The organism is Ruegeria sp. C5, assembly GCF_056537605.1.
In genome coordinates this window covers 100365-117317 of the sequence record NZ_JBQFRX010000005.1, presented here as the reverse complement: position 1 = coordinate 117317, position 16953 = coordinate 100365, and the positions used below count along the sequence as shown (strand labels likewise).

13 protein-coding genes are annotated in these 16953 nt (G+C 56.0%); 4 read left to right on the top strand and 9 right to left on the bottom strand.

Going from position 1 to position 16953, the window contains the following annotated elements; all coding sequences use genetic code 11:
• Positions 1-11: 11 nt before the first annotated feature.
• The gene (locus ACR0AW_RS16465) at positions 12-299 is read right to left on the bottom strand and encodes a hypothetical protein (RefSeq protein WP_170733703.1); all 288 of its coding nucleotides are present in this window, start codon (positions 297-299) and stop codon (positions 12-14) included.
• Positions 300-1405: 1106 nt separating this feature from the next.
• Between ACR0AW_RS16465 and ACR0AW_RS16460 the strand changes: the two genes are divergently transcribed.
• Positions 1406-4498 carry a hypothetical protein gene (locus ACR0AW_RS16460; RefSeq protein WP_480439360.1) on the top strand — a complete coding sequence of 1031 codons (3093 nt, stop codon included), beginning with the start codon at positions 1406-1408 and terminating at the stop codon, positions 4496-4498.
• Between the two features lie 226 nt (positions 4499-4724).
• Here the strand turns inward: ACR0AW_RS16460 and tcuB are convergent, their stop codons facing one another.
• The 3 genes from tcuB to ACR0AW_RS16445 are packed head-to-tail and all read right to left on the bottom strand — an operon-like array spanning position 4725 to position 7871.
• A complete protein-coding gene (gene tcuB / locus ACR0AW_RS16455) occupies positions 4725-5795 on the bottom strand; it encodes a tricarballylate utilization 4Fe-4S protein TcuB (RefSeq protein WP_170733702.1) in 1071 nt (356 codons plus the stop codon).
• Positions 5785-7179: an FAD-dependent tricarballylate dehydrogenase TcuA gene (tcuA, locus tag ACR0AW_RS16450; RefSeq protein WP_170625053.1), complete on the bottom strand. Its 1395-nt coding sequence runs from the start codon at positions 7177-7179 to the stop codon at positions 5785-5787. Before tcuA ends, tcuB begins: the two co-directional genes overlap by 11 nt.
• An 11-nt stretch (positions 7180-7190) precedes the next feature.
• The gene (locus tag ACR0AW_RS16445) at positions 7191-7871 is read right to left on the bottom strand and encodes a GntR family transcriptional regulator (RefSeq protein ID WP_170392730.1); all 681 of its coding nucleotides are present in this window, start codon (positions 7869-7871) and stop codon (positions 7191-7193) included.
• 78 nt (positions 7872-7949) lie between these two features.
• Between ACR0AW_RS16445 and ACR0AW_RS16440 the strand changes: the two genes are divergently transcribed.
• Positions 7950-9014 (top strand): AbrB family transcriptional regulator, encoded by a 1065-nt coding sequence (locus tag ACR0AW_RS16440; protein WP_170424977.1) that lies wholly within the window; start codon positions 7950-7952, stop codon positions 9012-9014.
• Here the strand turns inward: ACR0AW_RS16440 and ACR0AW_RS16435 are convergent.
• The 5 genes from ACR0AW_RS16435 to ACR0AW_RS16415 all read right to left on the bottom strand — a co-directional run bounded on the left by ACR0AW_RS16435 (position 8983) and on the right by ACR0AW_RS16415 (position 14628).
• On the bottom strand, positions 8983-9963 hold the full coding sequence (locus tag ACR0AW_RS16435) for a D-2-hydroxyacid dehydrogenase family protein (RefSeq protein ID WP_170733701.1): 981 nt from the start codon (positions 9961-9963) through the stop codon (positions 8983-8985). The genes ACR0AW_RS16440 and ACR0AW_RS16435 overlap by 32 nt on opposite strands.
• Complete coding sequence (locus ACR0AW_RS16430; protein WP_170733643.1) at positions 9960-10196, bottom strand: hypothetical protein; 237 nt, start codon at positions 10194-10196, stop codon at positions 9960-9962. The genes ACR0AW_RS16435 and ACR0AW_RS16430 overlap by 4 nt, the downstream gene beginning before the upstream one ends.
• Positions 10197-10247: 51 nt before the next feature.
• Positions 10248-11336, bottom strand: a complete 1089-nt coding sequence (locus ACR0AW_RS16425) for a 4-oxalomesaconate tautomerase (protein ID WP_170597544.1) — start codon at positions 11334-11336, stop codon at positions 10248-10250.
• Positions 11337-11428: 92 nt separating this feature from the next.
• On the bottom strand, positions 11429-13459 hold the full coding sequence (locus tag ACR0AW_RS16420) for a tripartite tricarboxylate transporter permease (protein ID WP_170513284.1): 2031 nt from the start codon (positions 13457-13459) through the stop codon (positions 11429-11431).
• 80 nt (positions 13460-13539) lie between these two features.
• A complete protein-coding gene (locus ACR0AW_RS16415) occupies positions 13540-14628 on the bottom strand; it encodes a type 2 periplasmic-binding domain-containing protein (RefSeq protein WP_170402506.1) in 1089 nt (362 codons plus the stop codon).
• Positions 14629-14767: 139 nt separating this feature from the next.
• Here ACR0AW_RS16415 and ACR0AW_RS16410 point away from each other — a divergent pair, with 139 nt between their 5' ends.
• Together ACR0AW_RS16410 and ACR0AW_RS16405 are read left to right on the top strand one after the other, a co-directional pair.
• Positions 14768-15436, top strand: coding sequence for a response regulator transcription factor (locus ACR0AW_RS16410; RefSeq protein ID WP_170733700.1), 669 nt, complete (start codon positions 14768-14770; stop codon positions 15434-15436).
• Complete coding sequence (locus ACR0AW_RS16405) at positions 15433-16800, top strand: sensor histidine kinase (protein WP_480444238.1); 1368 nt, start codon at positions 15433-15435, stop codon at positions 16798-16800. Before ACR0AW_RS16410 ends, ACR0AW_RS16405 begins: the two co-directional genes overlap by 4 nt.
• Positions 16801-16953 lie beyond the last annotated feature (153 nt).

Sequence of the window (16953 nt, the reverse complement as noted above, 5' to 3'; positions counted from 1 at the left end):
ACTGGCACGCTCTAGTTGCCGATAAGCCGTGCATTGATGATCCCGTAAGTCACGAATATCGGCCACGCTACTAGGAAGACGACCTTGCATAGAAGGACTGCAAGATTGCCGGATTGTTCACCTGTGAGCAGAAAACGCTGATCTTCGCGTAGGGTTTCTAGTTCTTCATCCGTTCGGAAATCAGATTGTTTCGACGCAGAGAGGTCTCTGTAAAAGACCAACCTCCAAAGAAACGCCCCAGCAAGTAGGTATCCAGCGGCGGCGGCAAGGCGCCTTTGTTCAAGTGGCAGGTCGTCCATTCACCAACAAAAGGGCGCTATTTCTAAAGAGATTATAGCTGGCTGGACGACGTTGAACGGTTGGACTAGCCTATATTGAATTGGACAAAAACGGACGCAGAAGGACGATAAATGCGATTCCAAGAAGCGGAATCATATAAATAAATCAAATGCTTGAAATGACATGAGAAACCTCGTGGGGGTAGTTATTGGGGTATGGGGTGATGTTTTGTATGATTTTAGTGAGCAATTTGAAGAGCTTGCAGATTATGTGGGATTCCGCCCCCGGCACCACTTCCTCAGGTAAACTCTTGGTTTCACTCCAGCTTTTAACGTAGGTTGGAGCGGTAGACCATCTCAGAGACCATTTCGCCGAAGTACACCTTTGTGAAAGAAGGTGTTTTTTTCTTCAGTCACCGCATCCACAAGGAGCTTTGCCGCTATTACTTTTCTTCTTGGATCGCATTTTCTTTGCGTGCTCACTCGGCAAACGTATAGGCGACGAGAACAAGAAGAGCAGTTGATCAACTGGATGAATATTGGTTTCATCTGAGGTCGCAGGATATGCAAGTGCCTGGAAAGCACATGTTACGACTCGGCGCAGCCAATTCTGCCGCAACGCCAGTTGTACTGAACGAGACTTCTGTTGCCTCTATACTGTTGTCAGAGGCAGTCGAGATATACCTTACACAGAGGGGCCAAGGACGCCCCGTAACATTTCACAAGGGTGCTGAGAGAGCGTGTGGTTATTCATAGCTTCCTAGTCTGATGACCCTCTTCTTCAGCAACACAGTGATTACATTCGCTATGGCGTTGCAAATTCGATGCCAGTTGTACGGCGCTAACCGTTACATACCTGCACCTACAGCTCGCATTGACCGAGAGCCTCGGGTGAGCGGCGATAGCAAAACAAAGGTGATCGCGCCTTCCGGCTTAGCGGGCAGATTTTTGCGGGAATCGACAATAAATGTTACGATAGCTTTGTTGGCAGGATCGCCGCTGGGTCTCTCCGGCCATCGCGCTTCGTTATTCTTTTTTTATTACAACAAGTTCTTTTTTTGCCGTTCGGCCGGGCGATCCGGGGCCTCTGGGCCAGCGTTTCAGAATGCTTTTGAACGGAGGCAGACATGCCGGAAACAGTATTTGAACGCGCGCCAGACGGCGCAATCATTGGACTTCAGCATCATGGCGACCCTCTTCGAGGGCGTTCTAAAGGAACCAGTGCGCTGGATGTGGCGCAGGCTTATGCCGCCGAAGTGGCGGGGCTTTACCGGATAAAGCCCGATTTTCTTGACAGGCTCGGCGAGAGTGTTTCAGGCAAGTATAATCGCGAGGAGGGCAGCAAGCTGCGGCTGGAAGAAGCCAAGGCAGTACAGTCCTTTCTGGTCTACACATTTCGTCAGACACATCACGGCATCCCGGTCTGGGAGCGAGGTCTGACACTACGCATGGCCGGCCCAGACAATGTGGTCACCGGTTCGTCCTCAAGTGTTGCTGCCGATATCGAACTCAGCAACGCCCCTACTCCGCCTGCTGGCCGCGACAAACAAGCTGGCGCGATTCTGCGCGAAGCTGTGAAAGGGGCCAAGTTTACAAAATTTAAGGTTAATGACACCCGGGACTTTGTCTATCGCTACGACGCAGAACATCGCCTGCCACACAAAGAACCGGGCGAGATCGAAGGGGCCGAGTTAACCCCGCTGCCAGAGATCGGTCGTGTACCAAAGGGCATCAAGGACGGCGAATGGCGTTTCGTAAGCCTTGTGCATTTTGGCTGCAAAATTCCCGACTACGGAGAGCTGAACTGGCGAGCATTGGTCGATTGGGAGACCGGCGCGGTGCTTTACATCCGGCCATTGGTGGGGTGTGTTTCGGGTTACGTCTTCACAGACGACCCGATATCACTTTCAGGAGATTCAGAGCTTGATCCGACGGCCCCGGTTGCGCTTTTGGATGCGCAACGCGAACTGGTGGCGCTGGAACGGTTGATATTACCGGGCGGAGGCGCACCGGTGGAACTAAGCGGCGAATTGGTGGCGGTACGTGATCTCGATACACCGAACATCGCCCCACCGACTGAAAACGCCGGTGCCGCATCGATCTTTGATTATCCCGCCGACAGCGACGATTTCGCGGCGGTCTGTGCGTACTACAACCATGATTTCCTGTATCGCTTCGTCCAGTCTTTGGGCTTCGATCTGCCCAGCTATTTCGACGGGGTGACCTTCCCGGTGGATGTTGATCACCGCTGGTTCAATCCCATTGCAGGACCGGTGAATGCTCAGGCGCCAGGCAATGCCATAGGCAATGGTGTACTACGCTTTCGTTATGCGCTTGCGGCAAATGGGTCCACAGTCGGCATGGCCACAGACTCGCGCGTATCGGCGCATGAATTCGGGCACGCGGTGCTATGGGATCATCTCAATTGGCCCAATTTCGGCTTTTGTCATGGCTTTGGTGACGCGCTGGCGGCAATACTTTACGATCCTCAAGGTATTGCGCCGGATCGTTTCCGTACCTTCCCCTTCAGCAACCTAATCACCCGGCGATGGGATCGGTCGGTCGCCTCGGGTTGGGGCTGGGGTGGCACGATGGACGTGGGCGGATATCGGTCGACCGAGATCAATGCCACTACTTTGGGCCGAATCTATCGATCTCTCGGAGGTGATTCCACAGAACTGGACGACAGGCTGCATGCCAGCCGCTACACGATCTATCTGATCCTGCAGGCGGTGCCGCTTTTGGCCGGGATCGTGCCCAACACAGTCGAAGGTTTTTCCCGCGCCTTGCAGGAATCAGACGAGAACACTGCTCAATTCGACGGTGCAGCCGGAGGCTGGGCACACAAAGTGGTACGCTGGGGCTTTGAGAAACAGGCGCTCTACAACGGATCCCCGCCTGATGTTGACGTCTTCATTGATGACGGACGACAGGGTGAATACCCTTGGCACCAACCGGGCAACAATGCTCCCGGCATCTGGAATCGGCACCGCCCTGACGGCGGCACCGACCACGAGACTCCGCGCCGCTGCGTCGAGAATTATCTGTATGTCCGGATCGGCAATCGCGGCAACTCCCCAGCCCAATCAGTGACTTTGTCATTAGCCCGCGCGATGGAAGGCAAGGGCACCACATGGCCCGATGACTGGAATCCGCTGATCGTAGGCGAACCTATCGGCCAGTCAGTGCATTATGGCGACGAAGTGATCGTCGGCCCGATCCCATGGTGCCCCGAGGACCTGTGCGAGGAATACATTCTTGCCAGCGTGGATACGCCAGAAGACCGCAGCAATGTCGAGACGATTGCAGGCAGTCTGCCTGTCGATCGACTGGCGCTTGGTGACAACAACGTCGCCCTTCGCCGAATGGAGGTGAACCGCGACGAAGATGACACCCCTTGCTGCGAGGAGGAAGAAACGAAGATGACCTATCGTTACGCCGTCAAGTTCGTCTGCGGCTGTTCCAAGGGCCGCATTTTGTCCCAGGGCCGCTATCACACAGCAATCAACATCGGAAACGGCAGCGGCGATGCTGTGCGTTTTCGTAAACGGGTGTCGTCGGCCTTGCCAAACGAAAAACCGGGCAATGTCTCGGCCAGAACGAAGAACAAACTCGGTCCCTGGGAATCGATGGAGATCGATTGCGAAGATGTGGCACGACACCTGCGGGTGGCCGAATGCTGTTTCTTAAAAGGGTTTGTCTTTATCGACAGCGAAACACCGCTGGACGTGGTCGCGGTCTACACCGCCGCCCATGGTGAAGGCGAAGTGGAAACCATCGATGTCGAACCGGTCGTGCCTCGGCTGATCAAAAAGGTACCGCCCCCGCCACCGCCACCTCCGCCGCCGCCCCCACCCGAGGACAAGCCGGACCTAATCCCGGTGCAGCCCTTCCCGCCCGGCCCGCCGCCCTTCCCGGCTTGGTATTGTGAGGAGCCGCGCAAGTTGAGGATAATCGTGCGTAACATTGGTGCAGGGGCTGCCGGGCCTTCGACCACGCGGGTCGATTTCTTCCAGAGCGGCGTGGTGGTCGATCTGCCGACACCAGCACTGGGGCCAAACGGGGATGAGACCACGCTATCGCTCGAATTCCCGGACGAGGTCAAAGGTGGCGAGCAGATCCCCTTCAAGATCACCGTCAATGCCAATCCGGCCGATGGTGTGACGGAGACAGACACCACCAACAACAGCGACTCTTCCTCCTGCGGCCTGGCCAGCTAAAGCAAACTGGGGGTGGCCCGGGCCATTATCGGCCCGGGCTGCGCGATCTAGAGGTGCCGGTCGCTAGGCTGAATCATGATCGTGATTGCGCTCTACATTCAGGAGGGCAATTTGCTTCAACGACACCAAGGTGGGACCGCCCTGTCTGATCCCAAAGTCAGACCTCAAGCTGCGATTTAAGTATACTTTTCTACCGCTTCCCAAGGGGCGACAGGGTCGCCGCAGCCTAGTAACTATCACTTTTCCGTTGCGCATCTTTGATAAGAGCAGCAAGCCGATAGAAACCGTGGGCCATCTTGGTGTAGGGCGTTAGCAGGAAGAATGTCAGGACCGATCCAAGATGAATAGCAAGCAACGCGGGCATCAAAGCCGTTGATCCGAAAGCGTAAAGAGCAAGTCCGCTAAAACCGACGAATCCCAGCAACAGGATGAAACCGATATCGCCGCCCCATGCCGAAGCATCACCGAGATTGCGATCGGACCTTTGCTTGAGAATTGCCATGGCGCAGCAACCCACTGTCAACAACACACCGCCGGAGATTCCGAATAGTTTGGGCAAAGACCAGAACCCGTACGGCGCATGCATTCCAAAGCCATAATGCATAACCGTTGCAATCGAGGTCGACGCGAAGCAAAGCAGGAAGCCATACATGATCGCGTGGTGAATATGACGTCGCGCCTGACTGAACCGGTCTTCGTCTTCAAAATTACAGCCTTCACCATGACCTGCGGCAAGATCCTGCATTTTACCCGCTCGTTTGAAGGCGGCCAGCAGGTCCGCCATTTTGATGGGTTTTCCCCCCACCTCGGCCCAATAGCGCCTTAGGCTGATGGCAATGCTAAAGAGTGGCAGCAAGAATGCCGGAGCAAAAATCGCAACCATCGCATTATGCGATAGAACGGCATAAAACCCGTCCCCTCCGCTAGAACCTATCGCGCGAATTGCCCAGAACAACAGGGCAAATCCGACCACAAGTGCCAGCGCAATCGCCCCGCCCTGGGTGTGAAATCGGCGCGCCAGCGGCTGCGGCCATGCGAAGCTTTCCCAGCTGTCCCTCCGTACCTCGGCCAGAGCTTTCGGCAAATTCAGGTCGAACTCGTGCGGGGCTGTGTACTGGCAGGCGTAGTAGCAGCCGCGGCAGTTGTGGCACAGGTTGGCCAGTTGCGTGATGTCCCCATCCGAGAACGCGCGTTCCGCATGAAGCGACGGAAAGACCGAACAATAGCCCTCGCAATAGCGGCAGGCGTTGCAAATTTCAGCCTGACGGCGGGCTTCCTGTATCAATTCAGTTTGCATAAGCGGCGGCCTCACGTCCTGCGATGCGTCCAAAGACGGTTCCGATGGTCATGCCGAAACCGGCTAGATAGCCTTGCCCAAGGATCGAGCCCGCCATGGTTTCGCCAGCCGCCCACATGTTTTTGATCTTGCCGTCGGCGCTCGAACATTGCGCGGCATCGTCGACTTTGAGGCCCAAATAGGTGAAGGTTACGCCCGTACGCAGCGAATAACCGTAAAATGGCGGCTCGGTGATCGGACGCGCCCAGTTGGTCTTGGGCGGGTTCAAGCCAGATGTTGAAACGCCGTCCAGCTCTGTCGGATGAAAGGCGCTTGTATCTCCGCAGGCGGCGTTGAATTCAGCGATTGTTGCGGTCAACTTTCCGGCAGGCAGGCCCATCATCCCGGCCAGTTCTTCCAACGTATCTGCCTTCAGCGGTGGAAACACCGACGGCATGAACAGATTCAACGAATTGGCGTCGATGATCACATAGCCAACTTGATCTGGTTGGGCTGCCACCAAGCGCCCCCAGATTGCATAGCGCTTGGGCCAGACATCCTCGCCCTCATCGTAGAAGCGCTCGGCATCCTTGTTCACGACGATCGAAAACGGCACGCAATCCAGACGGGTGACAATACCACCGTCAAATTTCGGTGCACGCCCATCAATAGCAACGGCGTGGCATTGGGTCGGGTCGCCAACACTCTCGACGCCTTGGTCCAGAAGATCAGCCAGGACCACGCCTCGGTTATAAGGAGTGCCTCGGATCAGAAAGTTTTTTGCAGGCTCACCCCATGCACGGGTCAGCCAATCCGTATCGGCCTGAAACCCGCCCGAGGCGACGATGACTGCCTTTGGCATTATCCGGTGGTTTTGACCTTCATAGGTATAGTCGACCCATTCGATCCGATCCCCGTTCAGCTCCAAATGCGTGACGGCGGCTTCATACAAAACATCGATACCCAAACCCGCCGCAGTTCGGTAATAAGCATTCACCAGAGACTTCCCGCCTCCCATAAAAAAGGCATTTGTCCGCGCCAAAGAAAGTGTTCCGGAAAGAGAGGGTTGAAACCTGACACCGTGCTCTTCCATCCATGGCAGGCATTCCTCGGAAGTGCGGATCGCGAGGCGGGCCAGATGCTCGTCAGTTTTGCCGCCGGTGACCTTCATCAAGTCCGCGAGATATTCGTCTTCGCTATACTCTTCGATCAACGGGCCCAAAGGGCCACCATGCATGCAGCGAAAATTGCGCGTATGGCGCGAGTTTCCTCCGCGATAGGGTTTTGGTGCGGTTTCCAGTATCAGAACGCGGGCACCGGCTTCCGCGGCGGTCATCGCGGCGCACAAAGCAGCGTTCCCGCCACCGATCACAGCGATATCGTAAGCTTCCTTTTGGGTGGCCATATCCTGTCTACCTAGTGATTTTCGTCGGTTGTCCGATCGCGTTCCTGCAACGCCCGGATACGCATTCGTTGTGCGGCCTGAATATGCCCGCGCATTTCTGTCTCGGCCGCCGCGCCATCACGTGCCTTCAGCGCGGCCATGATACGCCGATGTTCAGCGACTGCCGCTTCGGCCCGATCTCCGTCCAACAATTGCGACGGCCCAAGGATCAGCAGCGCCTTCTGCAAGGACAACATGGATTTCGCGAGAAATCGGTTCTTGGCTGCATCCAAAAGTGTGGCATGAAATATCCGGTTGATCCGAGCCGCGTCTGGACCTGTGCCAGCCTCGGCCAAACGATCATTCAAAACGTCCAACTCGTCCAATTCGACATCCGACGCCGCACGCGCTGCTAGACGGGCCGCAGTGCCTTCGAGCACTGCGCGCATCTCATAGAGCTCCATCACCTCGGCGTAATCCAGACTGCGGACGGTCGCGCCCTGCCGTGGTACATGCGTGACCAGGCCGTCGGTCTCCAGCTGCCGGATCGCCTCGCGCACCGGTGTTCGGCTGACACCCAACCGTTCAGACAGCTCAATCTCGCGCAGGCGCTCGCCGGGCAGAAGGGTGCCCTCGCGAATCTCATCCAACAGGCGTTGATACGCCGAATTGCCTTGTGGGCCAGGCTGTAAGGGGTCGTCCTGAATGGTCATCGCGTGCTCACTTGTCTTCTTGCGTCCATTTGTATACATTTGGATACATAGTGAGTCAATATTGTCGGAAGCTGCACTTTGCCCACCCAGAACAAAACACCTTCTCTCCTCGCAAAGCGGGCCTTAACACTGGGCTTGGCACTTCTTGGCACAGGGCTATTCTGGGCGTTGGATCTGCCATTACCTTTTCTGTTCGGCCCGATGAGCGCGTGTCTGATCGCGGCTCTGGCTCATGCTCCAATGGAAGGCTTTGGTCAGGTCTCGATTGCGGCGCGAACCATACTTGGCGTGGCTGTGGGGGCTTCGATTACCCCAGCCCTATTTGCAGAACTGCCGAAGATGGCAGCGTCGATTGCACTGATCCCGTTCTTTATCCTGCTGATCGCGCTGGTCGGAGTGCCTTTCTTCCGCAAGGTCTGGGGCTTTGATACCACGACCGCGTTTTACGCGGCCATGCCCGGCGGATTGCAGGATATGATCATCTTCGGGGCCGAGGCTGGCGCTAACCCGCGAACGCTGTCCCTGATCCACGGAACCCGCGTTCTGATTATTGTAACGCTGGCCCCTCTGTTTCTTACGGTGTTTTACGACGCCCAACTCACCAACCCAATCGGAGAGCCCGCGCGCAACCTGCCGATACATGAATTGGCGCTGATGGTTCTTGCTGCCTTTGTCGGCTGGAAAGGCGGTGAGCGGATCGGCTTGTTCGGAGCGTCGATTCTAGGGCCAATGATCTTGACGGCTGCGTTGTCACTGGGCGACTTCATTCACACCCGACCGCCTCGCGAGGCCATCCTTGCAGCTCAGTTCTTTATCGGCTGCGGTATCGGCGTGAAATTCGTAGGTGTCACATGGGTCGAACTACGCCGTGTGGTGGCGGCGGGCTTCGCCTATGTCATTGTCCTCGCCGTTCTGGCGGCCGCTTTCACTGCCGTTGTCACCACCTTGGGGCTGGGCCAACCGGTCGAGGCATTTTTGGCCTTTGCCCCCGGCGGGCAGGCAGAAATGACAGTTCTGGCCATCGTCTCAGGCGCGGATCTGGGCTTTGTGATCACGCATCATCTGACAAGGATCGTGTTGGTAATCATCGGTGCGCCGATAGCGGCCAACCTTATCCTGCGCTGGTCCAAACCTCGGGGTTGATCATGTGAACCGGAGCGCCTGCAGCGTAGGCGTTCACTTGATCGAAAATGTCCGAAAATTGCAGATCGAACTCATCCTCGGTCACAAAGCCGATATGCGGCGTCGCAATCAGATTTGGATGCGAAAGCAAGGGGTCTTTCGGATCATTGAGGGGTTCGGAATCGAAGACATCGATTGCGGCCTTCCCGGGATGGCCGGCATTCAGCGCCCCAAGCAATGCCCCTTTTGCAATAAGGCCAGCACGAGATGTATTCACAAACAGTGATCCCGGCTTCATGTGCGCGAAGTCTGACGCAGTAATGATGCCGTTTGTGCCTGGCTTTAGGCGAACATGGATCGAGACAACATCGCTGTTCGCAAAGAAAGCTTCGCGGTTCGCGGCGACCTGAACACCATCTGCCTGCGCCCGAACCCGGCCTTCATCTGAGGACCACCAGACTACATTCATTCCAAATGCCTCGGCGTAGCCCGCGACAACGCGTGCGATACGGCCATAGCCGTACAGTCCCAGCTGCCGCCCTCTCAGCGTCTTGCCAACTCCGGCCTGCCACCGCCCCGCTTTGACCGAGGCCATCTGCGCCGGTAAATCGCGCATCCCAGCCATGATCAGCGCCCAAGTGAGTTCGGCTGCAGCATATGAAGGCGTTCCACCATGCATGTTCGAACACAGCAGAACACCGTTGTCCGAGCATGCCTGCACATCAACGTGCGGATACACGCTGCGCTGACTTATCAATCTCAGGTTCGGCAGCTTTTCGATCAACTCGCGGGTAACATTGGTGCGTTCGCGAAACAGAACCAACGCTTCGGCCTTCTGCAACCGTGCTGCCAATTCATCGGTATCCTCGACATGATCTGTCCAGATCTTCACTTCATGGTCGGATAGCTTTCCAAAACAAGGCAAGCCCTGCAGAGTATCAAACCAATCATCCAGAATGTGAACCTTCATCGACTTTCCAAACCCTGCCCGTTGTTCAGTTTTCTTGGCGTCGGCACAAAATGCAGCGTATCGAGTGCTGCAAGCGCATTGCGGACCCGCTCGCTTTGATCCAGCAAATGGTTGAACTGCTCATCGCACCCGGCGATCGGCGTCGGGTATTCCGCAATATCCCGCCGCAGGACCGACTGCGCCAGCCTGAGTTCCTGACGCGCAATATCGAGGCATTCAGAATAATTGTTCATCGTGGCACCTTCATATTGTATACCTTAGTATACATAACGGAGATCCCAGTTTCAACTGCCGCTCCACACAGATCCGGGTATGTAAACATGCCCATCTGCAAGCTTTCGCGCAGTCCGCACCAGACCAGCAGAGTTTACGTTGAAGTCACCGTCATTCGAGAAGTCCACCAGCACATCAATCTTCCCAGAAGCGTGTTCCAGCACAACTTCAGCCGGGCTTGCCTTAGGTCGGTCCAACAACCCATCAGCGACGGTTCCGGGCGTCAAAGCACAAGACGCCATGCACTGCGCACCCGTAACGGCCATTGTCGGGTGAGTTTTCCATGGCATGAAATACCGGACTGCAAGGGTTCCGCCCTCTTTGGCTGGTGCCAACAGCCCGAATTTGGGGGTTACCGATTTCGATACATCCCCCATACCCATCAGTTCCCCGGCTTCGATCCGAACTGCCTCCATCCGGGCAAAGAAAGAGCGGTTGGCGTCCAGTTCTTCCGCGCTTTCATACCCAGTTAGTCCAAAATCGGTGGCGCGGGCCATAGCCATAGGCATCGCGACATCCATACAGGTCAGTTCGACCCCTTGCACCGTATCGCGCAGATTTCCGGTGGGCAGAAATGCACCCGTTGCCGAACCCACAACTCCCATAAAACTCAGTTGTACCGGTGCAGATTGCCCGGGAACTCCGGCAATCTCGGCATCGCCCTCATAGGCCAGTTCACCACCCGGGGTCTGCACTTTGGCAACCACTCGCGCACCCGTATTAACTGCGCGTATCCGGACCACGGTCTCATCGCCTTGAGGCTGAAACAAACCCATTTCAATTGCGGCCGGAGCGACGCCGGAAAGAATGTTTCCACAAGTTGGCTTGAAGTCGACCAGCTTTTCCTCAACCGAAACCTGCGCGAAGAAATAATCGATATCGGCCCATTCATCATCGCTGACAGATAACATGGCTACCTTGGTCGTCACAGCAGTACCGCCACCGATTCCGTCAATGTTAAACGCCTGCCCAGCCCCTAGGGCAGCGACCAGCACATCAGCCAACGTGTCCATATCCACGGGCAGGTCAGAGCGACGAAAATAGGGCCCCCGCGAAGTGCCGCCACGCATAAAAATATACGGGATTGCTGTCTGGGTCATCTCGAACCCCTCCTCTACAAACCGTCAAAAACTGTTGTGTTTTCAGCTTTGTCCGACCTGTCTGCTTCGCAGGCCGGACCTCAGTGGAGCATTCATTTCAGTGGCCATGGCAGGCTCACCATGTCTTGCAACAGTCCCGGTGGGAAATCCCGGTTCAGAGCGCCTGCCATGATGCACATGAAACCGATGCCGCAGGCTGTCAGGATCAGCGTCATCTGCCAGCTTGAACCGGCTCGAATGCGGAAGAAGGCAATCAGAAACCCGATCAGGGCTAGGATGAAACCAACAACCCACGTTGCCGCGATAAGACCTGCAAACCACGCCAACGTCGACCAAAGCCCATGCGGTGCGCTCGCATCTTCACCGGCAATTTCCTTATCGGCAAAGATTGCATCACCCTCGGGTCTCCGCATCATCTGGATCAGCAGGATCACGCAGCAGAACAAGGACACACCGCCGATCACCAACGGGATGATCTTGTCGGTCATGTTGTAGTCTGGGATCATGTTGGCGTTGATCAATGCCGCGATTAGGTAGGCCATGATCACCAGCAGGAAGATCAACGGCGCGCGCTTGCTGCCAGACTGGACTTCACCTTCGGCCATGATCATCTTAGCCTGCCGAATTCCTAAAATGACCGAAGCCACAGTGACCAAGATCAGAACAATCACGATCGGGCTGAAGACATACTCCATGCCCTCACCAAAGCTTTTGCGGAACCGGAATGAGGCAATCTGGAACGCCTGATTGGTAAACTTCTCAACCGGGTTCGACAGCACGAACCCAATAAGAAAGGCCGGACGCGACCAATCGAACCGGCGCAGGAAGATCCCAATCAGGCCGATCACGAACAGCGCCAGAAGGTCTTCGAAGTTCTGACCGGACTGGAAGGCTGCAAAGCTGATCAGCATAAACAGGAAAGGTGCCAGATAGGTGAAGCGGATCGTTGTCAGCTTGGCGATGCCTCCGGAAGCCGCGATGCACAGGATGGTGCCCACGACGTTAGCAAGCGCCAAAAGCCAAACGATCGAATAGGTGATGTCGAGATTGTCCTTGAGCATGCTTGGACCGACCTCGATGTCGCCAGACCCCAACAGAGCCACTGCGCCGATGAAGATCGCCATCGAGCCCGAGCCGGGAATGCCGAACAGTAGCGTAGGCACCAGCCCGCCGCCTTCCTTGGCGTTGTTTGAGCTTTCCGGCCCGATGACGCCACGCACTTCGCCCTTGCCGAAGTTGCTTTTATCTTTGGTCGATTGAACCGAATGGCCGTAAGCGATCCAGTCGACGACCGAACCGCCTAGGCCGGGAATGACGCCAACGACCACCCCGATGATCGAGCAGCGAACAGACAGCCAGATATTCGCGGCCCAGTCTTTGACGCCGTCCAGCCAACCCGCCCCCAGCGAAGCCCCTTTGGCAATCGATCGATCCTGCCGCAGCAGCGAGACGATTTCGGGAACGGCAAAGATGCCCAATCCAACGATGACCAGCTTCAAACCATCTGTCAGATACGGAATGTCATAGGTTGCCATACGGAGCGAACCGCCAGCGTCCGCCTCACCAATTGTGCCAACCATCAACCCAAGCCCAGCAGCTGCGACGCCCTTTAAGGGGATGCGCCCAGCCAGAATGGCAACCATGGAAAGGCCGAGGATGGTGATCATCAACATCTCTGGTAGACCAAACGCCAGAACGATGGGCCGCGCGACCAGAATGAACATTGTTAGGAAGGTTGCGCCGACCAAACCGCCAAACAGCGATGAAGCGAACGCGGCAGATAGTGCCCGCGCAGCCTCACCCTTCTTCGCCATTGGGAAGCCGTCCAGGACAGTTGCCTGAGAGGCGGAACTGCCGGGGATCCCCATAAGAACAGAAGCAAAGGTGTCAGAGGTCGGAACAACGGCGACCATCCCGATCATCAGCGCCAAACCAAGGATTGGGTCCATCCCGAACATGAAAGGCAGCAACAGGGACAAACCGGCAATACCGCCAAGTCCCGGGAAAACACCTACGGCCAGTCCCATAACGACACCGAGAACAAGATATCCCAGTACGATAGGTTGCAGGATCAAACCCCACGCATCATTGAGCGCAGGAAGAGCGGTGGCGAAAACCTCCATAGCGGCCGCCTTTCATATACTGTCTTGTGTTTAAAAAAAGCGCGCACCCGACATTGGGGTGCGCGCTGTGGTGTGTGGGCTTAGTTCAGCTCGACACCGTAGGCTTCTTTGAGCCAGTTAAGAACGTAGCCTTTGGCATTGTCGTCGACGTTTGTCGCGGTTTGCAGCGCCGCCTTGGAACCGTCGCCCACAAATACCGGGTACTTACCGACGCGTTTGGACGAAATATCAGCAAAGTCGCCGCGCTCGGTCACAGCCTGAAACGCTGCGGTGTAGGCGTCGACCACTTCCTGTGGTGTATCGCCAGGCAGAAAAGCCAACTTCTGAACCGGGAAACCTGCGACAAAGAACGCTTTCCAAGCGTCCCACGCCTCGCCACTGGTTTCACAGCCATCCGTTGCCTCGCAAACCTCTTTGAAGGTTGGAATATCAGGGAAGGTCGGGTCGCGGACGATGTTTCCATCGGCATCCAGCGCCCCCCAGGTCATCATCGGCACAGCCTGACCGGCCTCAACCAGCGGGGCCGATCCACCCAAATAGCCGGATGAGGTCTGATAGTCGATGTTAGCTTCGCCACGTTCGAACATCAGACGACCATCGCCACGGCCTTTGATGCCAAAGACTGGCTCAACGTTCATACCCAGCATTTGCCATGCCAACAGCGGCACGAGATCCAGACGCGTTGCGCCCTGCGAGCCGTAGATGAAGTTCGTGTCTTTCAACGCATTTGCGGAGCCATCAAACTTGGCACCATCTTCTGCGTTCAGATAGGCGACACCTCCTGTCCCGGACGCCATAACCGGGATCCAGTCGTTGTATTCATAACGCACGCGCGGATCGCTCAGCAGATAAGGGAATTGAGTTGAACCGGAAGTGCCGAACAACAAGGTTCCATCATCGTGGCTTTGTTCCTGGAACCAGTTTGCGCCTTTGGTCGAACCAGCACCCGGCATGAATTTCACGACCACGGTCGGTTGACCCGGAAGAGCTTCGGACAGAAGCGGCGCAAAGAAGTTGGCCCATTTCGCCGAACCACCCGTTTCCGAGAACGGGATGACCCATTCGATGGTCTTGCCCGAGAAATCAACCTCGGCAGCGGCAGGTGCAGCGATACCGGCGGCGGCGATCAGCCCCACGACGGCGCGACGGGTGAAGTTGGAAATGGTCATTGGTTCCTCCCTGTTGACCAGACAATCACGTCATCGCCCCCGGCGCTACCGTGATCGCAAATAGAACTGTGGGGTTGATTCCCCCTCCCATCTGGCAATCATGGAGCGCCAACCTTGCGCGAAACTTGCGGGAGACCCGATGCGGATCGTCATAGTCGAGGACAATGAGCCACTCGCCAATGCCATTGCTTATCGCCTTCGTGACCGAGGTCATGCGGCAGATATACTGACTGACGGAGATGCGGCTGACCTTTACCTTCAACAAGAAGGCGCGGATTTGATCGTTTTGGATATCAACCTACCCGGCCGGTCAGGGTTGGACATCCTGAGGTCGCTTCGCGAACGTGGTGACAGTGCGCCCGTGATCCTGCTAACAGCGCGCACCGAAACAAGCGACCGGGTGACTGGCCTGGATATGGGCGCAGATGACTATCTGGTCAAACCCTTCGAAATGGACGAGTTAGAAGCACGCGTCCGAGCACTTTCTCGGCGCAAAGAGCTTGACTACGGAGCGCGGGAGAGCATCGGTAGCCTCGAATTCGACCGCGCATCGCGTCAGGTTAGTGTTCAGGGCGAAGTCATGGATATACCACGGCGGGAAATAGCGGTGCTTGAATGCCTGTTGGAGCGTCGGGGCAGAATTGTTCCTAAAAGCCGACTCACAGATTATGTCTATGGCGTTGGGGCCGATGTCGATGACTCAGCTGTTGAACCTCATGTGTCGCGGTTACGAAAACGCCTTCAGAATCTCGGCATTAAGATCAAGACAGCGCGCGGTCTGGGGTACCTTCTTGAGGTGCAGAAGTGATCAGGCACGGCTCCCTCAGGCTACGACTCTTCATTCTTATCCTGACGCCCTTGGTGTTGCTTGCGATCCTTCTTGGGCTTTGGCGCTTCATGATTGCCCAGGAAACGGCTCAGGAGCTGTTTGACGACAGCCTGCTATCTGCCGGTCTTGCAATTTCACGAGATGTCGCGATTTCAGGAGGTGACGCACTTTCGCCCACCACGCGCAGCTTGATCCGCGACGCGTCGGGCGGAGAGATCTTTTATCATGTTACGGGCCCGGGTGGCATCTACGTGACCGGCTATGCATACCCTCCGGCACCCGCGAACCCGTCTGCTCAAGAGGCGAACAGGCCGCAGTTTTTCGAAGCACTCTATCGCGACGAGCCGGTACGAGTTCTTAAGCTGACAGAACGTGTGACCATAGAAAATTTGATAGGAGATGCGACGGTCACAGTTTGGCAACGTATGGCGGATCGCAACGCGTTTGCAAATGAGCTGTCAATCCGCGCAGGAATTCTCATGGGAATCCTACTTGCCACTCTTGCATTTGTGGTATGGTTCGGAGTTGCTCGCGGCCTGCGGCCCCTCCTGGATTTACAGGACGCAATCGACCAGCGCTCCCCAGATGACCTGAGTGAGATCAAACGCCCTGTACCGGTCGAAGTTCAAGGTGTCGTCAAAACCTTGAACCGACTCTTTGGACAGGTGGAAAAAAGTATCAATGCCCACCAGGTGTTCATATCCGAAGCCGCACATCAGCTACGGAACCCTGCGGCCGCCGTTCAGTCGATGGCCGAAGCGCTTCGAGATGCGAAAACCGATGAAGACCGCGATAAACGCATCATCGAGCTTGTCGCAGCGGCAAAGAACTCTGCAACAGTCGCTGAACAACTGCTATCACTTGAACGGCTCAGGCAACCGACGCACCAAGGTCAAATGGTTGAAATTGATTTCCGCTCGGTTGTCGAAGAAGCCTGCGCAGAAATGGGAGTTCACATTCTTGCAAAAGGCATCGAGTTTGATGTCACTATGCCCGAGACGGCGGTCATAGTATCAGGTGATCGGGTGTTTCTAACTGAAGCTCTAAAGAACCTGTTAGACAATGCTGTTAAGCACGGTGGCGCTAAACTGAGCCGCATTTCAGTCGTGCTGCGTTCTGACGGCGGAAACGTTAGGCTTACTGTCGCTGATGACGGCGCTGGCCTTTCGCCCGACCAAAGCGAAGCTGCATTTAGTCGGTTCTCCCAGCTGGAATATTCCGAAGGCAGTGGTCTGGGTTTGTCAATCGTCTCTGCGGTGGCGCAGCGCCACGAAGGATCAGTCTTAATCAACCAAGTCGAAAGAGGAGCGAGCGTTACGCTTGAGCTTCCGATAATCCTCTGAATTGTTTCGTTTTTGACAAGTCCGACACCTATAAGGGTTGAATTGCTCCTCGACTAAATCCGGCGCTCGAGAGATTGAAACAGAGTCCCCGCAGGTCAAATAACTGTCGAAAATGATCAAACTAGCGGCCGATTAAGCATATCCCCAAATCTC